Genomic DNA, 21,091 nt, shown 5'->3' with positions numbered 1-21,091 from the left:
TAGCCCGATGGCTAGTGCAGTAAACAATGCGGCGCCTGCCGCTGCAAGCAAGTACACCTATGTCGATCACAAGTTCGACGTGGTGGTGGTCGGGGCTGGCGGTGCGGGCTTGCGCGCAACGCTCGGCATGGCCGAGCAGGGCCTGAAGACGGCTTGCATCACCAAGGTTTTCCCGACCCGTTCGCACACGGTTGCCGCGCAGGGCGGCATCGCTGCTTCGCTCAAGAATATGGGTCCGGACAGCTGGCAGTGGCACATGTACGATACCGTGAAGGGATCGGACTGGCTCGGCGATACCGACGCCATGGAATATCTGGCGCGTGAAGCGCCTGCCGCCGTCTATGAGCTTGAGCACTATGGCGTGCCGTTCTCGCGTACCGAAGAAGGCAAGATCTATCAGCGCCCGTTCGGCGGTCATATGCAGAATTTCGGCGACGGTCCTCCGGTACAGCGCACCTGCGCTGCCGCCGACCGTACCGGCCACGCGATCCTGCACACGCTTTACGGCCAGTCGCTGAAAAACAACGCGCAGTTCTTCATCGAATATTTCGCGCTTGATCTCATCATGACCGACGGTGTGTGCACCGGCGTCGTGGCGTGGAACCTCGATGACGGCACGATCCATCGCTTCTCCGCCAAGATGGTGGTTCTGGCGACCGGCGGCTATGGACGCGCCTATTTCTCGGCAACTTCCGCCCATACCTGCACCGGCGACGGTGGCGGCATGGTGGCGCGTGCCGGCCTGCCGCTGCAGGACATGGAATTCGTGCAGTTCCACCCGACCGGCATTTACGGCGCGGGCTGCCTCATTACCGAAGGCGCGCGCGGCGAAGGCGGTTATCTGGTCAATTCCGAAGGCGAGCGCTTCATGGAACGCTATGCGCCATCGGCCAAGGACCTTGCCTCGCGTGACGTTGTTTCGCGCTGCATGACCATGGAAATCCGTGCTGGTCGCGGCGTCGGCAAGAACAAGGACCACATCTTCCTGCATCTCGACCATCTCGATCCGGCTGTCCTTCATGAGCGCCTGCCGGGTATTTCGGAATCGGCCAAGATTTTCGCGGGCGTGGATGTGACCAAGGAACCGATCCCGGTTCTGCCGACCGTTCACTACAATATGGGCGGCATTCCGACCAATTACTGGGGTGAAGTGCTGAACCCGACCGCAGACGATCCGGATCGCGTGCAGCCGGGCCTGATGGCCGTCGGCGAAGCGGGCTGCGCTTCGGTGCACGGTGCGAACCGTCTCGGCTCCAACTCGCTGATCGACCTGGTGGTGTTCGGCCGTGCGGCTGCAATCCGCGCCGGTCAGGTCATCGATCGCAAGTCGAAGATTCCCGATCTCGACCTCGCTGCCTGCGACAAGATCATGGAGCGCTTCGATCGTCTGCGTTTCGCCAATGGCTCCCAGCCGACCGCGGAACTGCGCGAAAAGATGCAGCGCACCATGCAGGAAGACGCCGCCGTGTTCCGCACGTCGGAATCGCTCAAGCAGGGCGTCGAGCGCATGGAAAAGCTCTGGCATGAACTGCCGGACATCAAGGTCACCGACCGTTCGATGATCTGGAATTCGGATCTCGTGGAAACGCTGGAACTCGAAAACCTGATGGCGAATGCGCTGACGACGGTTGTTTCGGCGGAAGCGCGCCAGGAAAGCCGCGGCGCCCACGCGCATGAGGATTTCCCGGACCGCAACGATGCCGAATGGCGCAAGCACACCCTGTCCTGGCTGTCGCCGGACGGCAAGGTCAAGCTTGACTACCGCCCGGTCCATCTCGATCCGTTGACGACGGAAGAGGAAGGCGGCATCAGCCTCGCCAAGATTGCGCCGAAGAAGCGCGTTTACTAATCAAGGGAAAGAGCAATGGTTGAACTCGCACTTCCCAAGAATTCCCGCATTCAGGAGGGCAAGATCTGGCCCCGTCCTGATGGCGCCAAGCGCGTCACGGAATTCCGCATCTATCGCTGGTCGCCGGACGACGACGCCAATCCGAGCATCGACACCTATTATGTCGATCGCGACGATTGCGGCCCGATGGTGCTGGATGGTCTTCTCTATATCAAGAACAAGATCGACCCGACGCTGACGCTGCGCCGTTCGTGCCGTGAAGGCATTTGCGGTTCCTGCGCCATGAATATCGATGGTGCGAACACGCTGGCCTGCACCAAGGGCATGGACGACATCAAGGGCGTCATCAAGGTCTATCCGCTGCCGCATATGCCGGTGGTGAAGGACCTCGTGCCGGACCTCAACAATTTCTACGCCCAGCACCGTTCCATCGAGCCCTGGCTCAAGACGGTTTCGCCGGAACCGCAGAAGGAATGGCTGCAGAGCCATGAGGACCGCCAGAAGCTCGACGGCCTTTATGAGTGCATCCTGTGCGCCTGCTGCTCGACCTCGTGCCCGAGCTACTGGTGGAACGGCGACCGTTATCTCGGGCCCGCCGTGCTGCTGCAGGCCTATCGCTGGCTGATCGATAGCCGCGATGAAGCCAAGGGCGAACGCCTCGACAATCTCGAGGACCCGTTCCGGCTCTATCGCTGCCACACGATCATGAACTGCGCTCAGACTTGCCCGAAGGGGCTGAATCCGGCCAAGGCGATTGCCGAAATCAAGAAAATGATGGTCGAGCGCCGCGTCTAGTAGCGTGACTGATCTGGAATTTTGAAAAAGGGGAAGATCTGTATCTTCCCCTTTTTCATTATCGGGGCTCCGGCTGCCTTCGCCAAGGCTTGATCTTTATGGAAGTGCCGATATCTCATTGGAGAGAACAGATAATCGGAGACAGGGCAATCATGCTCGATCATATCGGATTCAACATTTCCAGCATGCCCAAGTCGCGGGCTTTCTATGATGCGGCGCTGGCGCCGCTCGGTATCAGCCGCGCCATGGAATTCGGCGATTGGGTGGGCTACGGCCGTAACGGCAAGCCCGAATTCTGGATTGGCAAGCAGAAGGGCGCGAAGCTTGAGGGCGTGCTTCATGTCGCTTTTTCGGCCGGGACCCGCTCCGAGGTCGACCGCTTTTATGAAGCGGCTATCGCTGCCGGTGGTACAGACAATGGCAAGCCCGGCCTGCGCACTGGCTATCATCCCGACTATTATGCCGCCTTTGTCATTGATCCGGACGGCCACAATATCGAGGCGGTCTGCCACCTGCCCGAATAGAAAAGCGGGCTTGCACCCGCTCATCATTTCCCTGATGTGAAGTCGTTCAGACTAGTTTTGCGTCCAGTGTCACTTCAATAGCGCCCAAGGCTTTCGAAAGCGGGCAGGACTGCTTGGCCTTGTTCGCGAGGGCCTCGAAATCCTCCGTCGAGATGCCGGGGATCGTGGCATTGAGCGTCAGCGCGCTGCGGCTGATTTCAAAGCCGCCTCCAGCTGCGGGGCCGACAGTGACCGCCGCAGTCGCTTCCAGCTTTTCCGGCGGGGTTCCGTGTTCGGTCAAAAGTGCCGAGAGCTGCATGGCGAAGCAGCCTGCGTGCGCAGCGCCCAGAAGTTCCTCCGGGTTGGTGCCCGAGCGTCCGCTTTCATCCTGAAAACGGGCCTTGAAATCATAGGGCAGATCCTTCAACGCGCCGCTTTGCGTGTTGAGGGTGCCCTTGCCTTCCTTCAGCGTGCCTTGCCAGACGGCCGTTGCTTTTCTGTCCATGGGAAGCTCTCCTCTCGGTTGGGTTTTCCGCTTCCGATATAGGGCATCCGCAGAGCGGGTCCAGCGCTCAGATGGACTGCCCCTTCAACAGACGCGGCGTATCGCCGGAAAGACCGGCTGCCTGCTTGATGAAGAAGGATTTCAGGGATGGCACCCGGTCGACGAGACCCAGGCCGATATCGCGGATCGAGCGGACCGCCGGATGGTCGTTGGAGAAAAGCCGGGTCAAGATATCCGTCGTCACGCCCATCTGTACAGTGTCGAAACGACGCCAGGACTGATAACGCTCCAGCGCGGCAAATGAGCCAATGTCGAGGCCGAGCCGGTCTGTTTCGACCACCACTTCGGCAATCGCGGCAGCATCGCGGAAACCGAGATTGAGGCCCTGACCGGCAATAGGATGGATACGGTGCGCCGCATCGCCCACCAGCACGAAGCGTGGTTTCACGAATTCACGCGCCAGCGTCAGGCCGAGCGGAAAGGCGCGACGGGGGCCTTCGACACGAAGGGCGCCCAGACGATGACCGAAGCGCTGTTCCAGTTCCGCTTCGAATACGAAGTCGTCTTCGCGAATGAGGCGTTCGGCATCCGACGTGCGCTCGGTCCAGACGAGTGAGCTGCGATTGCCCTTCAACGGAAGGATGGCAAAGGGACCGGCTGGAAGAAAATGCTCGTCCGCGCGGCCGCCATGCGGCAGTTCATGGGCGACATTGCAGACAATCCCGGATTGGCCGTAATCCCAGTTGACCGTCTTGATGCCAGCCAGATCGCGCAGGCGGGAGCGTGCGCCATCTGCGGCGATCAGCAGCCGCGTTTCGAGCGTATCTCCGTTGGAAAGCGTGACTGTAACCCCTTCGGGGAGCGTATTGAAATTATCCACGCTGGTGGCTTCGAGGAAGGTGATACCCAGTGCTTCCGCCTTGTTGTGCAGGGCCGTGTTGAGCACGCGGTTTTCCACCATATGGGCAAAGGGTTCGCCCGGCTCGACTTCACCTTCAAAGGTAAGGAACACCGGGCGCACGGGATCGGAAGTGCGCGAATCCGTGATGACCATTTCCGTTATGGGTTGTGCTTCGGGGAGAATTTCCTGCCAGCAGCCGAGCTGGTCGAGCATGCGTGAGGCAGCGGCGGCGATGGAGGAGGCGCGCGGGTCATTTTTCCAGGCACCCGCCGGTGCGCCATCGATTACGGTCAGGACAAGATGTGGTGCTGCCGACTTGATCGCTACCGCCGTGACAAGCCCGACATAGCCGCCGCCTGCAATCACCACATCGTTATTGCGTGCTGCTTCCTGCTTCTTCGGGGCGGCCATTTACCATTTCCTTTCGAGAATCCATCTCACGAGCGCTGTTTTGGCATATATCGCCGGTCAGGGAACCCGATATTTTGCCGCGGCGCATATCGAAACGAACTTCCGCAGCGCGCTGTCCGGATCTCTGCCGACAGGGCTTTTTCCGCGCAGTTCTTGACAGGTTCCAATGCTCCGGCTCAAACAAGAACCCAAAGCATATATATGGTTGCAGGAGACAGGCTGTCCATGACCGATCAAGAAAAGTCCGCTGGAGCCCCGGCTAACACCCAAATCGGCACCCAGACTGATGCAATGCGTGAGCTTCTTTCCATCCTCGATCTGGAAACACTTGAGGTGGACCTGTTCCGTGGCAACAGTCCGCAGGTCGGCTGGCAGCGGGTGTTCGGCGGACAGGTGATCGGACAGGCACTGATCGCCGCGCAACGCACTGTCGAGTCCGAACGCCATGTACATTCGCTCCATGCCTATTTCGTGCGGCCCGGCGATCCGGCGATTCCCATCGTCTATGAGGTGGACCGCATCCGCGATGGTTCCAGCTTCAGCACGCGGCGCGTTCTGGCCATGCAGCACGGCAAGGCGATTTTCTCGCTCTCCGCTTCGTTCCAGATCGACGAAGACGGGCTCGATCATCAGATGCCGATGCCGGAAGGACTGCCGCAACCGGAGCAGCTCATAGGCGATCATGACATCAAGGAAAAATACCTCGATATGGCTCCGCCCAGCGTTCGCAAATATTGGGAGCGGGAGCGTCCGATCGAAATCAAGCCGGTCTCTCTCACGCATTATTTCTCGCGCGAGAAGCTGGAGCCGGTGCAGCATGTATGGGTGCGGGCGAGGGGGCTCGTTCCAGATGATCGCGCATTGCAGGCAGCCATTCTCGCTTATCTCTCCGACATGACGCTCCTCGATACATCACTTCACCCGCATGGCCGTTTCATTTTCGACCGCGACATGCAGGTGGCGAGTCTGGATCACGCCATGTGGTTCCATCGCCCATGCAGGCTTGATGACTGGCTGCTCTACACGCAGGATACGCCGAGCGCCTCCGGCGCGCGCGGCTTCAACCGTGGTGCGCTTTATACCCGCGACGGCCTGCTGATCGCATCGGTGGCGCAGGAGGGATTGATCCGCGTTCATGACGAAAAGAAGTGATTACTTTTTAATCGAAGGGTGGAGGCGTGATTAAATATAGGGCATTCATTAGTGGCTGCTGCCCCGATGCCAAAGCGTAAAAATGAATCGAATGAACCAGTTAAGGCATCACTCGGTTTGAAGCTGCATTCGTTCCAACTTTTCCATAGCCCGGCGTTTCCGCAATCGGCGTGGCGAATCGCATAAAATTTGCAGTTAATTTGCCTGCTTCGGCCAACTGGCATGAATTTTGTTTCTCTCTGTTTGAACCGGTCTTTCCAGCGCAGCCGCGTTTGAAACCGCCCTTCGACGGAGATATTCGATGCTCATAACAGGAAGAAACAAGCAAACGGCCCTTCTGGCTACCTTGCCTGCGCTCGTCGCCATGGCCGGGACGGCAATGGCGCAGGACGCCGCTCCAACACCAACCCTCGATACGGGCGATACGGCGTGGATGCTGACCTCAACCGCGCTTGTGTTGATGATGACCATACCGGGTCTCGCGCTGTTCTATGGCGGCATGGTGCGCAAGAAGAACGTGCTGTCCACGGTGATGCAGAGCTTTGCCATCACCTGTCTCATGTCCATTCTGTGGATGATCGCAGGCTATTCGCTGGCCTTCACCGATGGCGGCTCGCTCAATTCCTATATTGGCGGTCTTTCCAAGGCGTTCTTCTCGGGCGTCACGATGCAATCGCTGACGGGAACCATTCCGGAATATGTGTTCATCACCTTCCAGATGACCTTTGCCGTCATCACGCCTGCGCTCATCGCCGGATCCTTTGCCGAGCGGATGAAGTTTTCCTCCATGCTGGTCTTCCTGACTCTGTGGCTGTTCATCGTCTATATCCCGGTCGCGCACTGGGTCTGGGGCGGCGGCTTCATGGCGTCGGATGGCGTGCTTGATTTTGCGGGAGGGACGGTTGTCCATATCAATGCCGGTGTAGCCGGTCTGGTTGCAGCGCTCATCATCGGCAAGCGCGATGGTTACGGCCATACAAACATGGCGCCGCATAATCTCGTCCTGTCGGTCATCGGTGCCGCTCTGCTGTGGGTTGGCTGGTTCGGCTTCAATGCCGGCTCTGCTGTCGGCGCCAATGCGCTCGCTGGCGTTGCCATGCTCAACACGCAGGTTGCGACCGCCGGTGCGGCTTTGGCCTGGATGTTCGTCGAATGGGCGGTTGCAGGCAAGCCAAGCGTGCTTGGTATCATTTCGGGCGCCGTTGCAGGCCTTGTCGCCGTCACGCCAGCTGCCGGCTTCGTCAACCCGACGGGGGCGCTCATCATCGGCGTCGTCGCCGGTGCGGTCTGCTACGTGGCGGCGGTCAAGATCAAGCACGCGCTCGGCTATGACGATTCGCTCGATGCGTTCGGCGTCCATGGGGTCGGCGGCTTCGTCGGTGCTGTTTTGACCGGACTCTTTGCCGATGCAGCGATCAACCCGGCGGGCGAAGGGGCGACCATCAGCAAGCAGTTCTTCGGCGCGGCCATCACCATCGTCTACACTGCGATTGCCACCGCGATCATTCTCTACGTGGTCAAGGCCATCATGGGCCTGCGGCCCAGCAAGCAGGCCGAGATCGAGGGCCTCGACATCGCTTTGCACGGCGAATCCGTTCAATAGAACGGGATTGTCTCAAGCGGAAAAAGGCGCGGGAAACCGCGCCTTTTTCATTTCGTCCACCGGATTTGTTCGCGGTCCTTGCATGGTTAATGAGGAATTAACCATCCGGCGATTAGGATCGGCCCGATTCAATGTGCCCGAAGCATTTTCGCTCACGGGCCAGCAAAGATATTCGGTTCGGGACAGGCTATATGCGGCAAGGATATTCGCCCTCATACCCGCTGCGTGACGAGCGGATTACGGAAGACAGGCTGAAACTGGCCAATCTCTTCCGCAGGCAGTTCTATATCCTGTTCGGTCTGGGGCTTCTGGCGCTCACCGGCATGGCTGTTGGCGCGCTGGCGACATGGAATGTGGCTGACCCGAGTTTCAGCCATGCGACCGACAATCCGGTAACGAATGCGCTTGGGTATCCGGGCGCCGTGTTCTCCGACATTGCCATGCAGTTTTTCGGACTGGCGAGCGTTCCGGCCCTGCTTCCGCTTGCTGTCTGGTCGCTGCTGCTGATGACGCGCGGAGGCATCGGGCGCGTGGCCAAGCGCAGTTTCGCATGGCTCGGCGCCGCATTGTTGTTCGCGGCCATCGCCAGCTGCTTTGCCGTGCCGGAAAGCTGGCCGATGCCGATTGGCCTCGGTGGCGTCTTCGGCGATATGATCCTGAAATTTCCCGGCCTTTTCCTAGGAAGTTTCCCGCAAGGTGCTGTTGCATCGGGCATTGCGCTCATCCTCGCAGTACCGGCCTTCTGGCTCTGCCTCTTTGCCAGCGGCATCGTCGGACGCGGGACAGGGATCGTCAATCCTGCGCAAGTCTCGGCCCGTCGCGGTGCCGAAGATGATTTTGTTGCGGATGACGAGGACGATGAAGCATCAACCGGCGGTGGTTTCCAGCTTATGGGGGCTCTCACCCATCTGGCGCTGACCACGACCGCGAATTTCAGGCGCCTGACGGGACTTGGCCGCCGCCGCCCCCGCGAGGACGATTTCGACGATATGCGCGTTGTGCGGCGCAACGCCGAAACACGGGGCGCGCCGCGTCGTGAGCCCGGCTTCGGGGGACCTGCCGCTGCCGATGATGAGCCGCCTTTCGATATGGACGATATGGATGACGGCGCGCCGCTCGCCGGTCAGGAATGGCACGATGCGCCGCCGCCCCGCAGCCGCAAGGCCCGTGTGGAACAGGCCGCTCCTTCGCCGAAGCCTGGCCCGCGTGCCCAGCGTGAAGCACAGCCATCCTTCCTCAAGGATAATGGCGTTTTTGAAATGCCGTCGCTGCATTTCCTTGCCGAACCGAAGCTCGTCCAGCGCGATCCGGCGCTTTCCAAGGATGCGCTGGAACAGAATGCCCGTCTGCTTGAAGGCGTGCTGGAAGATTTCGGCGTGCGCGGCGAAATCATCAATGTGAAGCCCGGCCCGGTGGTCACGCTTTACGAGCTGGAACCCGCACCGGGCATCAAGTCGTCGCGCGTCATCGGCCTTGCCGACGACATCGCCCGCTCCATGAGCGCGATCGCGGCGCGTGTGGCCGTCATTCCGGGTCGCAACGCCATCGGCATCGAACTGCCGAACCCGAAGCGCGAAATGGTTTACTTGCGCGAAATGCTGGCAAGCCGCGACTTCGAACAGTCGAAGGCGAAACTGGCGCTGGCGCTTGGCAAGACCATCAATGGCGAACCGGTGATTGCCGATATCGCGAAGATGCCCCACGTCCTCGTGGCCGGTACGACCGGTTCGGGTAAGTCGGTGGCGATCAACACCATGATCCTGTCGCTGCTCTACCGCATGACGCCGCAGGAATGCCGCCTGATCATGATCGATCCGAAAATGCTGGAGCTTTCCGTCTATGACGGCATCCCGCATCTGCTGACCCCGGTCGTGACCGATCCGAAGAAGGCCGTGGTGGCCTTGAAATGGACCGTGCGCGAGATGGAGGACCGCTACCGGAAAATGTCCAAGGTCGGCGTGCGCAATATTGACGGCTTCAATCAGCGTGTTGGCCTTGCGCAGAAGAAGGGTGAGCCGATCGCGCGCACCGTGCAGACCGGTTTCGACCGCAATACCGGTGAGGCGATCTACGAGACGGAAGAGCTCGATCTGGCGCCAATGCCCTATATCGTCGTGATCATCGACGAAATGGCCGACCTGATGATGGTCGCGGGCAAGGATATCGAAGGCGCAGTGCAGCGTCTGGCGCAGATGGCGCGTGCGGCTGGTATCCACGTCATCATGGCCACCCAGCGTCCTTCGGTCGATGTCATCACCGGCACGATCAAGGCGAATTTCCCGACCCGCATTTCCTTCCAGGTGACGTCGAAGATCGACAGCCGCACCATTCTGGGCGAGCAGGGCGCCGAACAGCTTCTCGGCCAGGGCGACATGCTCTTCATGGCAGGCGGCGGGCGCATCCAGCGCGTGCACGGGCCTTTCGTCGGTGACGACGAGGTGGAACGCATCGTGCAGCATCTGAAGCTTCAGGGCGTGCCGGAATATCTCGATGCGATCACTGAGGATGAAGACGACGACGAGGGTGGCAGCGGCCCGGCTGGAACCGGCAACCTTGAGGATTCCGACGATCCTTATGATCAGGCCGTCGCCGTGGTGTTGCGGGACAAGAAGGCTTCGACCTCCTATATCCAGCGTCGTCTTGGCATCGGCTATAACCGGGCCGCCTCGATCATCGAACGTATGGAAGAGGAGGGTATTGTCGGCCCTGCCAACCATGCAGGCAAGCGTGAAATTTTGGTGCCGACCGGTGACGATGATTTCTAGGGGCGGGATATTTCGGCTCTGGCAGCCTGCAAATGGCGTGGATCTGCGCTTCCGGTGCTCATGTACCTCAAGTACACTCCGCTCCGGTTCTCGAACCCCACCATTTTCGTCATGCCACAGCCAAAATCTCATCGCCCCTGTGATGGCCGGACGCCATACTCGCGCCCAACTGGTGGCGTAGTTTAACAGAATGATGAAAAGAGAAAGTTTGTCGATGATGTTCTCCCGTTTCTCCGCCGTCGCGAAAGCTGGCCGTCTTGCAGCCGTGCTGGGAATGGGAGCGCTCGGGCTTGGCATGACGTCGCTGATTCTGGCTCCGGTCGCCGCGCTGGCACAAGGCGCTGGCGGCGGCGCGGCTGCACAGCAGATCGCCGATCATTTCTCATCGGTTCGCACAATGACCGGTGAATTCGTGCAGTTCGGCCCCAAGGGCGAGCAGACGGGTGGTACTTTCTATATCGAACGTCCGGGCAAGATTCGCTTCAACTACAACAATTCTCCGATCCGTGTGATTTCCGATGGTGAATCGGTCGTCATCAACAATCGTAAGCTGGACACCTGGGACCTCTATCCGCTTTCCAAAACGCCGCTGAAACTGCTTCTGGCAGACCGCATCGATCTTGGCGGCGGCCGACTTCAGAATGTGAAGCAGGAGCCGGACATGACCACGCTGGTGCTGGGCGACAAGTCGATCTTCGGCGATTCGAAAATCACCATGATGTTCGACCCCAAATCCTACGAGCTTAAGCAGTGGACCATCACCGACGCGCAAAAGCTCGACACCACTGTCATGATCTTCAACGTGCGCAGCGGCGTGCGTTTTACCGACGATATGTTCAAAATCGACTATCAGCGCATCGCCATGAAGCGTAAAGGTCAGTAGCCGTCAGTTTGTGACAGGCAATCCGTTTGCATTTACCGGATAAATGATTAGGTTCGCGGCATCTTTTTCGTTGCTGCGAGTCCTATCTTCATGGCTTTTTCCGTTGCTACCTGGAACATCAATTCCGTTCGCCTGCGCATGCCGCTGGTCGAACAGTTTCTGCGCGATTACCAGCCGGATGTTCTTTGTCTTCAGGAAACGAAATGCCCTGACAACCTGTTTCCGTCGAAGGGTTTCCGAGCTCTCGGCTATGAACATATCGCGATCAGCGGTCAGAAGGGCTATCACGGCGTGGCAACGGTTTCCAAGCGTCCGCTGGCGAGCGTAGAAAAGATCGGTTTCTGCGATATGGGCGATTGTCGGCACTTGAGCGCGGTGGTCGAAGCGGGTGGCAAGAAACTTCGCATCCATAATTTCTATGTACCCGCCGGTGGTGACGAACCGGACCCGCAGATCAACCCGAAATTTGCGCACAAGCTGGCTTTTCTCGAGGAAATGCGCGCTATCGTTGCCGACCGGCAGGACGGGCATTCATCGGTTCTCGTTGGCGATCTCAACATCGCTCCGCTCGAAAACGATGTCTGGTCGCACAAGCAGCTTTTGAAGATCGTCAGCCATACGCCGATCGAAACCGAAACGCTGGAAGACCTGCGCGTGAAGGGCGGCTGGAGCGACTTGATGCGGCATCTGATTCCGGCAGACCAGAAAATATATACGTGGTGGAGCTATCGCGCCAAGGACTGGGATGAATCGGATCGTGGCCGCAGGCTCGACCATGTCTGGGGTTCGGCTGATCTGGAGGGCCATATTCAAGGCCTGCAAATTCTCCGCGATGCGCGCGGCTGGGACCGACCGTCCGATCACGTGCCGGTCATTGCGACATTCAATCTGGATTAATTGGATGGCAACATCTATATAGGGGCGAGTTAAGACAAGGAGCCAAGAGCAATGGATTGTGCAGCACTGTTTCAAATGACCAGTGTTTTCAACATTTCCATGGCTTGCTATGTCTTCTCTTCTGACACTTCAGGATGTTTCCTTCGTCACGGCTGATGGCCGTACTCTCTTTGAATCCATCAATCTCAGTGTAACCGGAGGCCGAATCGGTCTGGTCGGGCGCAATGGCGTCGGCAAATCGACGCTGTTGCGTATCATGAGTGGAATACTGCCTCCGACAAACGGAAGTGTGACCGCAACCGGAAACATCGGCATGTTGCGGCAGAATGTCGGCGGTGGTGATACCGAGACGCTGGCCGATCTTTTCGATGTGCGAACGGGCTTCGACATTCTGGCACGTGTCGAACAGGGCTTGGCCAGCGAGAGCGATCTGGATGAAGCCGACTGGCTCTTGCCGCAGCGCTTTACGGACGCACTGCAGGGACTTGGCCTGCCCGATATGGCTCCCGACACCCCACTTTCAGCCTTGAGCGGAGGCCAGCAAACGCGGGCGGCGCTCGCAGCGCTGATCTTTCATAAACCCGACCTGATTCTGCTGGACGAACCGACCAATAATCTTGATCGCGCCGGTCGTTTGGCCGTAGTCGGCTTGCTCACCGCCTGGCATGGCGCGGCTATTGTGGTCAGCCATGACCGCGAGCTGTTGCAAGCCATGGATGCGATAGCCGAACTATCTCCCGACGGGCTGCGGCTTTATGGCGGCAACTGGGATTTCTATCAGGGGAAGAGGGCTGAGGAGCGTGAGACGGCGGCACGCGATCTCGCCACAGCGCGGCGCGAGGTCAAGCAGGTCGAACGCAAGGCGCAGGCCGCAGCCGAAAGACAGGCGCGCAGCGACGCGCGCGGTCACAAGTCGCGCGCTGACGCAGGCATGAGCAAGCTTTTGCTCGACGCACGGGAAGACCGTGCGCAACAGTCGAAGAGCCGGGGCGCGGCACTGGCGGAACGACAGTCCAATCGAGCCAGCGAGCAGCTTCGGGAGGCCGAGGCAAAAGTCGAGCGCGTGAAGCCGATGCATTTCGATGTAGCGGGCGCTGTTCCGCCTTCCGGCCGTGTGATGCTGGATATGCAGAATGTCTCTGGTGGCCCTCAGGCTGACCGACCGGTCATCCGTAATCTGTCCTTGAAGATCGTGGGAGCTGAGCGAGTGGTCGTCGCAGGGGCAAACGGCGCAGGCAAGACCAGCCTGTTGCGGCTGATGACGGGAGATATTCAGCCGGTGGCTGGAACCGTCATGCGCCCGGCGCGGGTCGCGATGTTCGACCAGCAAATGAGCCTGATGGATCGCGGTCAAACCCTTTATGAAAATTATCGCCGTCTTAATCCGGGATCGAACGACAACGAAGCTCGCGCTGCGCTGGCGCGTTTTTCGTTTCGGGGCGAAGGTGCTTCACGTCTTGCTGGCAGCCTCAGCGGGGGTGAACTGCTGCGCGCAGCACTTGCCTGCGTTCTGGGCGGTACGGAGTTTCCGGAACTCCTGATCCTCGATGAACCGACAAATCATCTCGACCTCGATTCCATCGAGGCGCTGGAAATCGCTCTCAATGCCTATGAGGGGGCGCTGGTCGTCGTAAGCCACGACCAGACTTTTCTTGACGCTATCGGTATGGAAAGGGTGATCGAGCTTTAATCGCCGTTCAGGCGCGGCGCGACCTTTTCGATTTCGCCGATCAGTTCGAGCAGATTGCGGCTGATATGGGAGTGAAGGGCTGCTGCCGCTTCTGGATATTCTTCCAGGATGCGCCGGAAGATTGCGCGGCTGATGCGGATGACCTCGGTTTCCACCTCGGCGACTGCGCCGGTAAGACGCGAGGTCTGCGCGATCAACGCCATTTCACCGATCATGGCGCCGGGACCGACGGGGCGGATGGCAACCCGCCCCTCGTCCTGTTCGTGAAACAGGGTAATATTGCCTGACACGACGATATAGGCGCAGTCGGCGCTTTGTCCTTCACGGAATAGTTCGCGCCCGGTCCTGAGAACGAGCCGTTCCGCACCGAAGGCGAGCAACCGCAGCTGTTCGGCCGTGAAAGACTCGAACAGGCCTACCGTGCCGAGAATGCGAATATCGTCATCAAGCGCCATGGATCGTCAATACACCTGCGTCGGGCGCTGTCCATCATGGGACAAGCTTGTATCCCCCGCTTTCTGTGACCAGAAGCGCCGCATTGGACGGATCTTTTTCTATTTTCTGACGCAGACGATAGACATGGGTTTCCAGCGTATGCGTGGTGACGCCCGAATTGTAGCCCCACACTTCTTCCAGCAGGACATCGCGGCCGATGACCTTGTCGCCGGCGCGATAGAGGTACTTGATAATCGCCGCTTCCTTTTCGGTGAGGCGAATCTTGCTGCCCTTCTCGTCGATGAGCAGTTTCTGGCCCGGCTTGAACGTATAGGGACCGACGATGAAGGTCGCATCCTCGCTCTGCTCGTGCTGGCGCAGCTGCGCGCGCACGCGCGCCAGAAGCACCGCGAATTTGAAGGGCTTGGTGACGTAATCGTTGGCGCCTGATTCGAGCCCGAGAATCGTGTCCGATTCCGTATCGTGACCGGTGAGCATGATGATCGGCGCCTTGAAACCGCCCTTGCGCAGCAGTTTTACCGCTTCCCGGCCATCCATATCCGGCAGGCCGACATCCATGATCAGGAGGTCTACAATGCCGTTTCGCGCAGTCTGGATGCCCTTCGTGGCATTGTCTTCCTGCAGTATCTGGAATTCTTCGCACAGCTCGAGCTGCTCGACGAGGATGGAACGGAGATCTTCGTCATCGTCCACAATCAGTATTGTACGGCCTGTCATGCCTGTCCTCGTTACTCTTTGATTTAAATGGCTCTTGGTGTTTTATGACATTTAATGAAGGCAAGTTGAAGCGGCGAAACGCGAAAGAGGTTTTTGCTCCCGCCGACAACGGTTTGAAACATGCATGTCACGGAGGCAGAGCTTGGCCAGATACGGAATTAGCCGGGGAATTGGCGTCATTGATGTACGTGCCAAGCCGGGCCACAAGACTCGCGGCTTGCTTGTTGCCGGCAATTTGGTGCTGGAATGCGCTCTTGGCAAGGGGGGTATCAGCGCTTTCAAGCGCGAAGGTGACGGTGCAACGCCTCTGGCAGCCATGCGGCTGCTCTATGGATACCGCCGCGGCGACAAGGGTTTGCTGCCGTCATCGCGGCTGCCGCTCGGTCGCGTCCGCCGTCTCGACGGGTGGTGCGATGCGCCGTCCGATGCCAATTACAACCGACCGGTAAGGCTGCCCTATGCAGCAAGCCATGAGGATATGTGGCGGCGCGACGATCTCTACGATGTCTGCATCGTCATGGATTGGAACATCGCGCCGCGCCGCCGCGGATGCGGCAGCGCAATTTTCTTCCATCTGGCGCGGCCCGGCTATACACCCACCGAAGGCTGCATAGCATTGAGGCGCGCCGATATGGCGCGCCTCCTGCCTCATCTGACGGACCGGACCGTAATCCGTGTCCTGAGATAACCATTTCAATGTGCTACGGTGACTTTGACCTCATTGCCATTGGCGTCGTAGAGCTTGCCGTTCAGGAAATAATCCCCGTCATGCAGCTCTGCGATGTTGTGGTGGCGGATGATGCGCTCCGTACCTTCCGCAAAGACCGACATCTGGTTGCTGTTGCCAAGCTTGATCTCGTTGAACATCAGGTTGAGCGCAATGGCCATCAACGCTGCCGAGCTGATACCGGAATGAAAGATGGTTTCGAACCAGGTCGGAAAATGGTGATAGAACTGCGGCGCGGCAATCGGGATCATGCCGAAGCCGATGGAGGTTGCCACGATGATGAGATTGATATTGTTCTCGTAATCCACCTTCGCAAGCGTGCGGATGCCGCTTGCAGCCACCGTGCCGAACAGCACGATACCTGCTCCGCCCAGAACCGCCGGTGGAACACAGGCAATCACCCGGCCCATCACTGGCAGGAGGCCGAGCGTTATGAGGATCAGCCCGCCGGTTGCCACCACGTAACGGCTTTTCACGCCCGTCACCGCAACAAGGCCGACATTCTGCGCGAAAGCGCTCTGCGTGAAGGAGCCCACAACCGGCGACAGGATGCTTGAAAGCATGTCCGCGCGCAGGCCATTGGCGAGGCGGCGCGAATCCACTTTCGTACCGATGATTTCACCGACAGCCAGAATATCGGCGGAAGTCTCGACCAGCGTAACCATGATCACGATGAACATCGAGAACGTTGCCGCAAGGCTGAACACCGGCATGCCGAAGTGAAAGATTTCAGGCAGCGCCACCATCGAACCTTCGCCTACCCGGGAAAAGTCCGTCATGCCCAGCGCCCAGGCGATGAACGTTCCGATCACCATGGCGAGCAGGATCGAAAGCCGCGAAATCGTGGCATTGCCCATCTTGCTGAGGATGAGGACGATGACCAATGTAAGGCCTGCAAGGCCGATATTGGCCATGCTGCCGAATTCAGGGCTGTTGCTGTCTCCGCCCATGGCCCACCGCGCCGCAACGGGCATCAGCGTCAGGCCGATCGTGGTGATGACGATGCCGGTGACGAGCGGCGGGAAGAAACGTGTGATGCGCGAGAATATCGGCGTGATGATAAGGCCGATCACGGCAGCTGCGATGACGGCTCCCAGCACGACCTGAAGGCCTGCCTCACCCGTCTGGCTCGACGTGACAATGGCCACCATGGTTGCGACGCCCGAAAAGGAGACGCCCTGAACCAGGGGCAGCTGGCAGCCGAAAAAAGGTATCCCGATGGTTTGCAGGACGGTTGCAACGCCACCTGCGAACAGGGATGCGGTAATCAGCAGGCCGATTTCGGTCGGGCTTAGACCGGCCGCCTGGCCGATGATCAGCGGAACCGCGACGATGCCGCCATACATGGTCAGCACATGCTGGAAGCCGTAAGCCAGATTGGCGGTAACAGACAATTTTTCATCTTCGGGACGCGAAAGCGCATCCGCCCCGGACTGGTGCGTATTCAATGATACTCCCTCCCAGCAGGCGCGAACGCATCGACTGCCTGCTCTCTCCGTTCTCCCTGCGCTGGATCGTCGTGTCATCCTGTCATTCGACGCCGGACCGACAATGCAATGCGCGATGTCTCCTCCAAAGACATGTCGCAGGAGTATAACCGGAGCTGTCCGGATGACTGTGTCTCTTTTGCTTGAAATTGTTTTCGATGAGGAAGCACTAATGCTGGAGGCGATTTCAGCCGTGGGTTTTGCTGCCAAGCTCTCGTATTGCCTCGCGCAGCACCGCAAAAACATACGGTTCCAGCGATTGCGCGACGTTGAAGCGCAGGAAGCCGCTCGCGGTGCGAGAGGGGCTGAAGACGTCGCCTGGCGCCAGCAACACACCCTTTTCCAGAGCATGCCGGGCAATCCGGCCAGAGTCCAGACCGTCCGGCAATTTTGCCCAAAGGAACATGCCGCCCTGCGGTTCGGTCCAAAGCGTGAGGCCCTCGGCTTTCAGGCGGCTGGCAGTCAGCGTCATGGCGTCGGCCAGCTTGGCGCGCAGGCTGTCTACATGGCGGCGATAGGTGCCGTCGGTCAGGAGCGCATGCACGATCTGCGGCGACAATGCGTTGCCGCCGAAGCTTGTTGCGAGCTTGAGGTCGGTGAGCCCTTCGATCCAGTCGCGGCGTCCAGCGATATAGCCGACACGGGCAGCGGCAGAGAGCGTCTTGGAGAAGCTGCCGATATGCAGGACGCGATCGAATCCGTCGAGCTCGGCCAGCAGCGGCGCAGGCGAAGGATGGAAGTCGCCGAAGATATTATCTTCGACCAGTGTGATGCCTTGCGCTTCAGCCAGCTTCAGAAGCCGGTGCGCGGTGGCCGGTGTCATCGAGCCGCCGGTGGGGTTATGCAGGCCGGCATTGGATATATAGAGTTTCGGCGCATGTTCGCCGGCGGCTTGGGCAAAGGCTTCGAGGTCGGGGCCGGTATGGGTATAGGCTACGCCGACGAGCTTTACGCGATGGGTCAGGAGCACGGCCTGAAAGTTGAAATAACAGGGGTCGTCCACCAGAACCGTATCGCCCGGCTGCAGAAGGTAGCGGCAGATGAGATCGATGGCGTGTGTGCCGGAATCTGCCAGCAGTATCTCTCCGCTCGAAACGTCAATGCCCTGTTCGCCAAGCCGGTGGGCCAGATGCTGGCGCAGGGGACGGAAGCCGAGCGGTTCGCCATAGGTGGCGAGGTTGCTTGTCTCGTCGCGGGCGACCACACGCATCGCGCGGCGGATCGCGTCCTGCGGAAGCCACGCATCGGGCAGCCAGCCGCATCCCGGTTTGAGTGTGGTGTCGTCCGCCTCAAGCGATTGCCGCATGACCCAGAAAGGATCAATCTGGCGCTCCTTGTGCGGCGCAGTGGCGGCGAGCGAAAACGGCTGGCGCGCTCGCTCCGATACATAGAAACCCGCGCCGCGCCGTGACTGGATGATGCCTTCTGCCACCAGTCGGTCATAAGCTTCGACGACGGTGGATTTAGACACGTTCATCGCTTCGGCCAGACGCCGGATGGAGGGCAGCCGAGCGCCCGGTGCGAGGCTCATTGCGGTAATGCGTCCGCGAATAATGCCCATCACCTTTTCGACGAGCGGCATCCTGTCGACTGTGGCGCTTTGTTCTCCACGTTCGATGTCCCCGCCTGCATAGGCGGCTTCAACAGCTTCGAGGCTGCGCAGCAGGCCCGTCGAAATCATCTGTACTACCCTTCGTACCAGTACAGTTTATCAGAATTGTCCGGAAACTGTCCCTGATTATTCGAACGATTTCACGGCATTGTTTCGTAAATCCTTATACGATTTTAGAGAAAGCCGAAAAGACACAATGAGCAAGACCGCTGGATGGATTAACGGGTTTTTGGGCGTATTGATTTTTTCCGGCTCGCTGCCGGCAACACGGCTGGCGGTGATCGATATCGATCCGACATTCCTGACAATGGCGCGCGCCACGATTGCCGGTGTGCTGGGGCTGGTGCTGCTGCTGGCTTTTCGCGAACCCTTTCCCCGCCGCAACGACGCCATTTCGTTGATTGTGGTAGCGCTTGGCGTGGTCGTCGGTTTTCCGCTTCTGACTGGATTGGCGCTCCAGCATATGACCTCTGCTCATGCGATTGTATTTATCGGGCTGCTTCCGCTCGCCACGGCAATTTTTGCTGTCCTCCGCGGCGGCGAACGTCCGCGACCGATGTTCTGGCTGTTTTCAGTGGTTGGAAGTCTCATCGTTGCTTCCTACGCCTATGGACAGGGAAGCCAGTCCACGCTTCTGGGCGATATGCTGATGCTTGCGGCAATTATCGTTTGCGGCCTGGGCTACGCGGAAGGAGCCCAACTCTCGCGCAGGCTCGGCGGCTGGCAAGTGATCTGCTGGGCGCTGGCGTTTTCGCTGCCGGTCATGCTGCCGCTAAGCGTGATGACGCGGCCTGAGACATGGGCAGGCATCGGCACACCGGCCTGGATAAGCCTTGGCTACGTCTCTCTGTTTTCCATGCTGATTGGCTTCTTCTTCTGGTATCGCGGCCTGGCGCAAGGCGGTGCTGCCACTGTCGGCCAGTTGCAGCTTCTCCAGCCGTTCTTTGGGCTCATGCTCGCCGCCGGTATTGCGGGAGAACCTGTCAGTATGGGCATGGTCGCGACCGCAGCGGTGGTTGTCGTCTGCGTGGCGGGTGCCAAGCGCTTCGCTTAAATAAATGCCCAGACGGTCGTGCGCTTCACTTCTGCATCTTCAAGCGCACGCGTCACCGGAACGGTATAGACGGCGAGCTGCTGCAACCGTTCCTTCGGCAGATAGGCGCGGCCCGGATCACCGACGATGATGTGGGCACCGCGTTGAGCCAGCTCTGAGAACCAGGGAATAAGCCGCCCGGCGAGTGGCTTTTCGTAAAAGACATCGCCAGCCAGAACCACGTCCCAGCCACCATCCTGCCCGATGAGGTCATCCAGAGATGGGGCAACAGACACGCCATTGGCCAATGCATTGATCTCGATGGCGGGAAGCGCGAAAGGATCGATGTCCGAAGCAAGCACGCTTGATGCACCTGCCTGCATGGCGGCAATCGCGACAAGGCCCGAACCCGATGCGAAATCGAGCACGGACTTGTTCTTCACCGTTTCGGGATGGTCCAGAATATAGCGCGCCACACCCTGACCGCCGGCCCAGGCGAATGCCCAGAAGGGCGGCGGCAGGCCGATCGTGGCAAGCTCTTCCTCTGTCTTATGCCAGAGGTCATGCGCTTCATCGGCCAGATGCAAAAGAATTTCCGGCACATGCGGCGGCGCTTGCAGGCTCGTATTGGCCAGAATGAAATCGCGCGCGCTTTTATGGGCCGGATTGAGCATCAGATGCCTTTAGCATCGAGCCCGCCCATGCGGCAGACCTCGATCCATTCGTCTTCCGTCACCGGCTGCACCGAAAGTCGCATCGAGGTGACGAGCGCCATCTTTTCGAGCTTCGGGTTGGCTTTCACGTCCTTCAGCGTTACCGGCTTCGGCATGTCGCGCACAGCCTTGATATCCACGCATTCCCAGCGGGGATCGTCCGTCGTGCTGTCGGGGTGTGCCAGAGCACAAACTTCGACAATGCCGACCACTTCCAGCCCTTCATTGGAATGGTAGAAGAAGCCTTTGTCACCCAGTTTCATGGCGCGCATGTTGTTGCGCGCCTGATAATTGCGCACACCGTCCCATTGCTCGCCTTTTTCGCCACGAGCTTTCTGCATTTCCCATGACCATTTGAACGGTTCGGATTTGAACAGCCAGTAAGCCATCAG

General features: G+C 59.3%; 19 protein-coding genes. 11 read left to right on the top strand and 8 right to left on the bottom strand.

Annotated elements, in window-relative coordinates; all coding sequences use genetic code 11:
- The first annotated feature begins 7 nt into the window (after positions 1–7).
- The 3 genes from sdhA to J9800_RS18285 all read left to right on the top strand — a co-directional run bounded on the left by sdhA (position 8) and on the right by J9800_RS18285 (position 3,168).
- On the top strand, positions 8–1,849 hold the full coding sequence (gene sdhA / locus J9800_RS18295) for a succinate dehydrogenase flavoprotein subunit (protein WP_114214554.1): 1,842 nt from the start codon (positions 8–10) through the stop codon (positions 1,847–1,849).
- A 15-nt stretch (positions 1,850–1,864) separates the two neighbouring features.
- Positions 1,865–2,644 (top strand): succinate dehydrogenase iron-sulfur subunit, encoded by a 780-nt coding sequence (locus J9800_RS18290; RefSeq protein ID WP_114214555.1) that lies wholly within the window; start codon positions 1,865–1,867, stop codon positions 2,642–2,644.
- A gap of 152 nt (positions 2,645–2,796) precedes the next feature.
- Entirely contained in the window at positions 2,797–3,168 is a 372-nt protein-coding gene (locus J9800_RS18285) for a VOC family protein (RefSeq protein WP_112586662.1), read from the top strand.
- A gap of 46 nt (positions 3,169–3,214) precedes the next feature.
- Here the strand turns inward: J9800_RS18285 and J9800_RS18280 are convergent, their stop codons facing one another.
- On the bottom strand, positions 3,215–3,652 hold the full coding sequence (locus J9800_RS18280; RefSeq protein ID WP_112586660.1) for an OsmC family protein: 438 nt from the start codon (positions 3,650–3,652) through the stop codon (positions 3,215–3,217).
- 67 nt (positions 3,653–3,719) lie between these two features.
- Positions 3,720–4,964 carry a ubiquinone biosynthesis hydroxylase gene (locus tag J9800_RS18275; RefSeq protein ID WP_114214556.1) on the bottom strand — a complete coding sequence of 415 codons (1,245 nt, stop codon included), beginning with the start codon at positions 4,962–4,964 and terminating at the stop codon, positions 3,720–3,722.
- Between the two features lie 225 nt (positions 4,965–5,189).
- On the opposite strand from J9800_RS18275, the gene tesB reads away from it, so the two are divergent.
- The 6 genes from tesB (at position 5,190) to J9800_RS18245 (ending at position 13,954) form a co-directional block, all read left to right on the top strand.
- Complete coding sequence (tesB, locus tag J9800_RS18270) at positions 5,190–6,116, top strand: acyl-CoA thioesterase II (RefSeq protein ID WP_114214558.1); 927 nt, start codon at positions 5,190–5,192, stop codon at positions 6,114–6,116.
- Between the two features lie 301 nt (positions 6,117–6,417).
- Positions 6,418–7,719 (top strand): ammonium transporter, encoded by a 1,302-nt coding sequence (locus tag J9800_RS18265; RefSeq protein ID WP_112586652.1) that lies wholly within the window; start codon positions 6,418–6,420, stop codon positions 7,717–7,719.
- A gap of 191 nt (positions 7,720–7,910) precedes the next feature.
- Positions 7,911–10,484: a DNA translocase FtsK gene (locus J9800_RS18260; RefSeq protein WP_114214659.1), complete on the top strand. Its 2,574-nt coding sequence runs from the start codon at positions 7,911–7,913 to the stop codon at positions 10,482–10,484.
- A 214-nt stretch (positions 10,485–10,698) separates the two neighbouring features.
- On the top strand, positions 10,699–11,367 hold the full coding sequence (locus J9800_RS18255) for an outer membrane lipoprotein carrier protein LolA (RefSeq protein WP_205315874.1): 669 nt from the start codon (positions 10,699–10,701) through the stop codon (positions 11,365–11,367).
- Positions 11,368–11,457: 90 nt separating this feature from the next.
- Complete coding sequence (xth, locus tag J9800_RS18250; protein WP_114214561.1) at positions 11,458–12,264, top strand: exodeoxyribonuclease III; 807 nt, start codon at positions 11,458–11,460, stop codon at positions 12,262–12,264.
- 109 nt (positions 12,265–12,373) lie between these two features.
- Positions 12,374–13,954 (top strand): ABC-F family ATP-binding cassette domain-containing protein, encoded by a 1,581-nt coding sequence (locus J9800_RS18245; protein ID WP_114214562.1) that lies wholly within the window; start codon positions 12,374–12,376, stop codon positions 13,952–13,954.
- Here the strand turns inward: J9800_RS18245 and J9800_RS18240 are convergent.
- Both J9800_RS18240 and optR read right to left on the bottom strand, forming a co-directional pair.
- The gene (locus J9800_RS18240; protein WP_114214563.1) at positions 13,951–14,409 is read right to left on the bottom strand and encodes a cyclic nucleotide-binding domain-containing protein; all 459 of its coding nucleotides are present in this window, start codon (positions 14,407–14,409) and stop codon (positions 13,951–13,953) included. The genes J9800_RS18245 and J9800_RS18240 overlap by 4 nt on opposite strands.
- Before the next feature lie 34 nt (positions 14,410–14,443).
- On the bottom strand, positions 14,444–15,127 hold the full coding sequence (gene optR / locus J9800_RS18235; RefSeq protein ID WP_006467959.1) for a response regulator OptR: 684 nt from the start codon (positions 15,125–15,127) through the stop codon (positions 14,444–14,446).
- A gap of 142 nt (positions 15,128–15,269) precedes the next feature.
- Here optR and J9800_RS18230 point away from each other — a divergent pair, with 142 nt between their 5' ends.
- Positions 15,270–15,815 carry a L,D-transpeptidase family protein gene (locus tag J9800_RS18230; RefSeq protein ID WP_114214564.1) on the top strand — a complete coding sequence of 182 codons (546 nt, stop codon included), beginning with the start codon at positions 15,270–15,272 and terminating at the stop codon, positions 15,813–15,815.
- A gap of 5 nt (positions 15,816–15,820) precedes the next feature.
- Here J9800_RS18230 and J9800_RS18225 read toward each other — a convergent pair whose 3' ends face one another.
- Entirely contained in the window at positions 15,821–17,302 is a 1,482-nt protein-coding gene (locus J9800_RS18225; protein ID WP_114214565.1) for a nucleobase:cation symporter-2 family protein, read from the bottom strand.
- A gap of 226 nt (positions 17,303–17,528) precedes the next feature.
- On the bottom strand, positions 17,529–19,022 hold the full coding sequence (locus J9800_RS18220) for an aminotransferase-like domain-containing protein (protein ID WP_114214566.1): 1,494 nt from the start codon (positions 19,020–19,022) through the stop codon (positions 17,529–17,531).
- 127 nt (positions 19,023–19,149) lie between these two features.
- On the opposite strand from J9800_RS18220, the gene J9800_RS18215 reads away from it, so the two are divergent.
- Positions 19,150–20,007, top strand: a complete 858-nt coding sequence (locus J9800_RS18215) for a DMT family transporter (RefSeq protein WP_114214567.1) — start codon at positions 19,150–19,152, stop codon at positions 20,005–20,007.
- Here the strand turns inward: J9800_RS18215 and J9800_RS18210 are convergent.
- Together J9800_RS18210 and J9800_RS18205 are read right to left on the bottom strand one after the other, a co-directional pair.
- Complete coding sequence (locus J9800_RS18210; RefSeq protein ID WP_114214568.1) at positions 20,004–20,660, bottom strand: class I SAM-dependent methyltransferase; 657 nt, start codon at positions 20,658–20,660, stop codon at positions 20,004–20,006. The genes J9800_RS18215 and J9800_RS18210 overlap by 4 nt on opposite strands.
- The gene (locus tag J9800_RS18205) at positions 20,660–21,088 is read right to left on the bottom strand and encodes an EVE domain-containing protein (protein WP_114214569.1); all 429 of its coding nucleotides are present in this window, start codon (positions 21,086–21,088) and stop codon (positions 20,660–20,662) included. Before J9800_RS18205 ends, J9800_RS18210 begins: the two co-directional genes overlap by 1 nt.
- Between the last annotated feature and the right edge of the window lie 3 nt (positions 21,089–21,091).

Source organism: Ochrobactrum sp. AP1BH01-1 (assembly GCF_018066705.1).
In the GTDB taxonomy this organism is placed as follows: domain Bacteria; phylum Pseudomonadota; class Alphaproteobacteria; order Rhizobiales; family Rhizobiaceae; genus Brucella.
This window is presented reverse-complemented; position numbering and strand designations above follow the sequence as displayed.

What these genes read in the sequence shown, in the direction of transcription:
- J9800_RS18280 (WP_112586660.1), bottom strand. Translation starts at nt 3,652, where the DNA reads ATGGACAGAAAAGCAACGGCCGTCTGGCAAGGCACGCTGAAGGAAGGC.
- sdhA (WP_114214554.1), top strand. Translation starts at nt 8, where the DNA reads ATGGCTAGTGCAGTAAACAATGCGGCGCCTGCCGCTGCAAGCAAGTAC.
- J9800_RS18240 (WP_114214563.1), bottom strand. Translation starts at nt 14,409, where the DNA reads ATGGCGCTTGATGACGATATTCGCATTCTCGGCACGGTAGGCCTGTTC.
- J9800_RS18245 (WP_114214562.1), top strand. Translation starts at nt 12,374, where the DNA reads ATGTCTTCTCTTCTGACACTTCAGGATGTTTCCTTCGTCACGGCTGAT.
- J9800_RS18205 (WP_114214569.1), bottom strand. Translation starts at nt 21,088, where the DNA reads ATGGCTTACTGGCTGTTCAAATCCGAACCGTTCAAATGGTCATGGGAA.
- xth (WP_114214561.1), top strand. Translation starts at nt 11,458, where the DNA reads ATGGCTTTTTCCGTTGCTACCTGGAACATCAATTCCGTTCGCCTGCGC.
- J9800_RS18290 (WP_114214555.1), top strand. Translation starts at nt 1,865, where the DNA reads ATGGTTGAACTCGCACTTCCCAAGAATTCCCGCATTCAGGAGGGCAAG.
- J9800_RS18260 (WP_114214659.1), top strand. Translation starts at nt 7,911, where the DNA reads ATGCGGCAAGGATATTCGCCCTCATACCCGCTGCGTGACGAGCGGATT.
- J9800_RS18285 (WP_112586662.1), top strand. Translation starts at nt 2,797, where the DNA reads ATGCTCGATCATATCGGATTCAACATTTCCAGCATGCCCAAGTCGCGG.
- J9800_RS18215 (WP_114214567.1), top strand. Translation starts at nt 19,150, where the DNA reads ATGAGCAAGACCGCTGGATGGATTAACGGGTTTTTGGGCGTATTGATT.
- J9800_RS18210 (WP_114214568.1), bottom strand. Translation starts at nt 20,660, where the DNA reads ATGCTCAATCCGGCCCATAAAAGCGCGCGCGATTTCATTCTGGCCAAT.
- J9800_RS18255 (WP_205315874.1), top strand. Translation starts at nt 10,699, where the DNA reads ATGATGTTCTCCCGTTTCTCCGCCGTCGCGAAAGCTGGCCGTCTTGCA.
- J9800_RS18275 (WP_114214556.1), bottom strand. Translation starts at nt 4,964, where the DNA reads ATGGCCGCCCCGAAGAAGCAGGAAGCAGCACGCAATAACGATGTGGTG.
- J9800_RS18220 (WP_114214566.1), bottom strand. Translation starts at nt 19,022, where the DNA reads ATGATTTCGACGGGCCTGCTGCGCAGCCTCGAAGCTGTTGAAGCCGCC.
- J9800_RS18265 (WP_112586652.1), top strand. Translation starts at nt 6,418, where the DNA reads ATGCTCATAACAGGAAGAAACAAGCAAACGGCCCTTCTGGCTACCTTG.
- optR (WP_006467959.1), bottom strand. Translation starts at nt 15,127, where the DNA reads ATGACAGGCCGTACAATACTGATTGTGGACGATGACGAAGATCTCCGT.
- tesB (WP_114214558.1), top strand. Translation starts at nt 5,190, where the DNA reads ATGACCGATCAAGAAAAGTCCGCTGGAGCCCCGGCTAACACCCAAATC.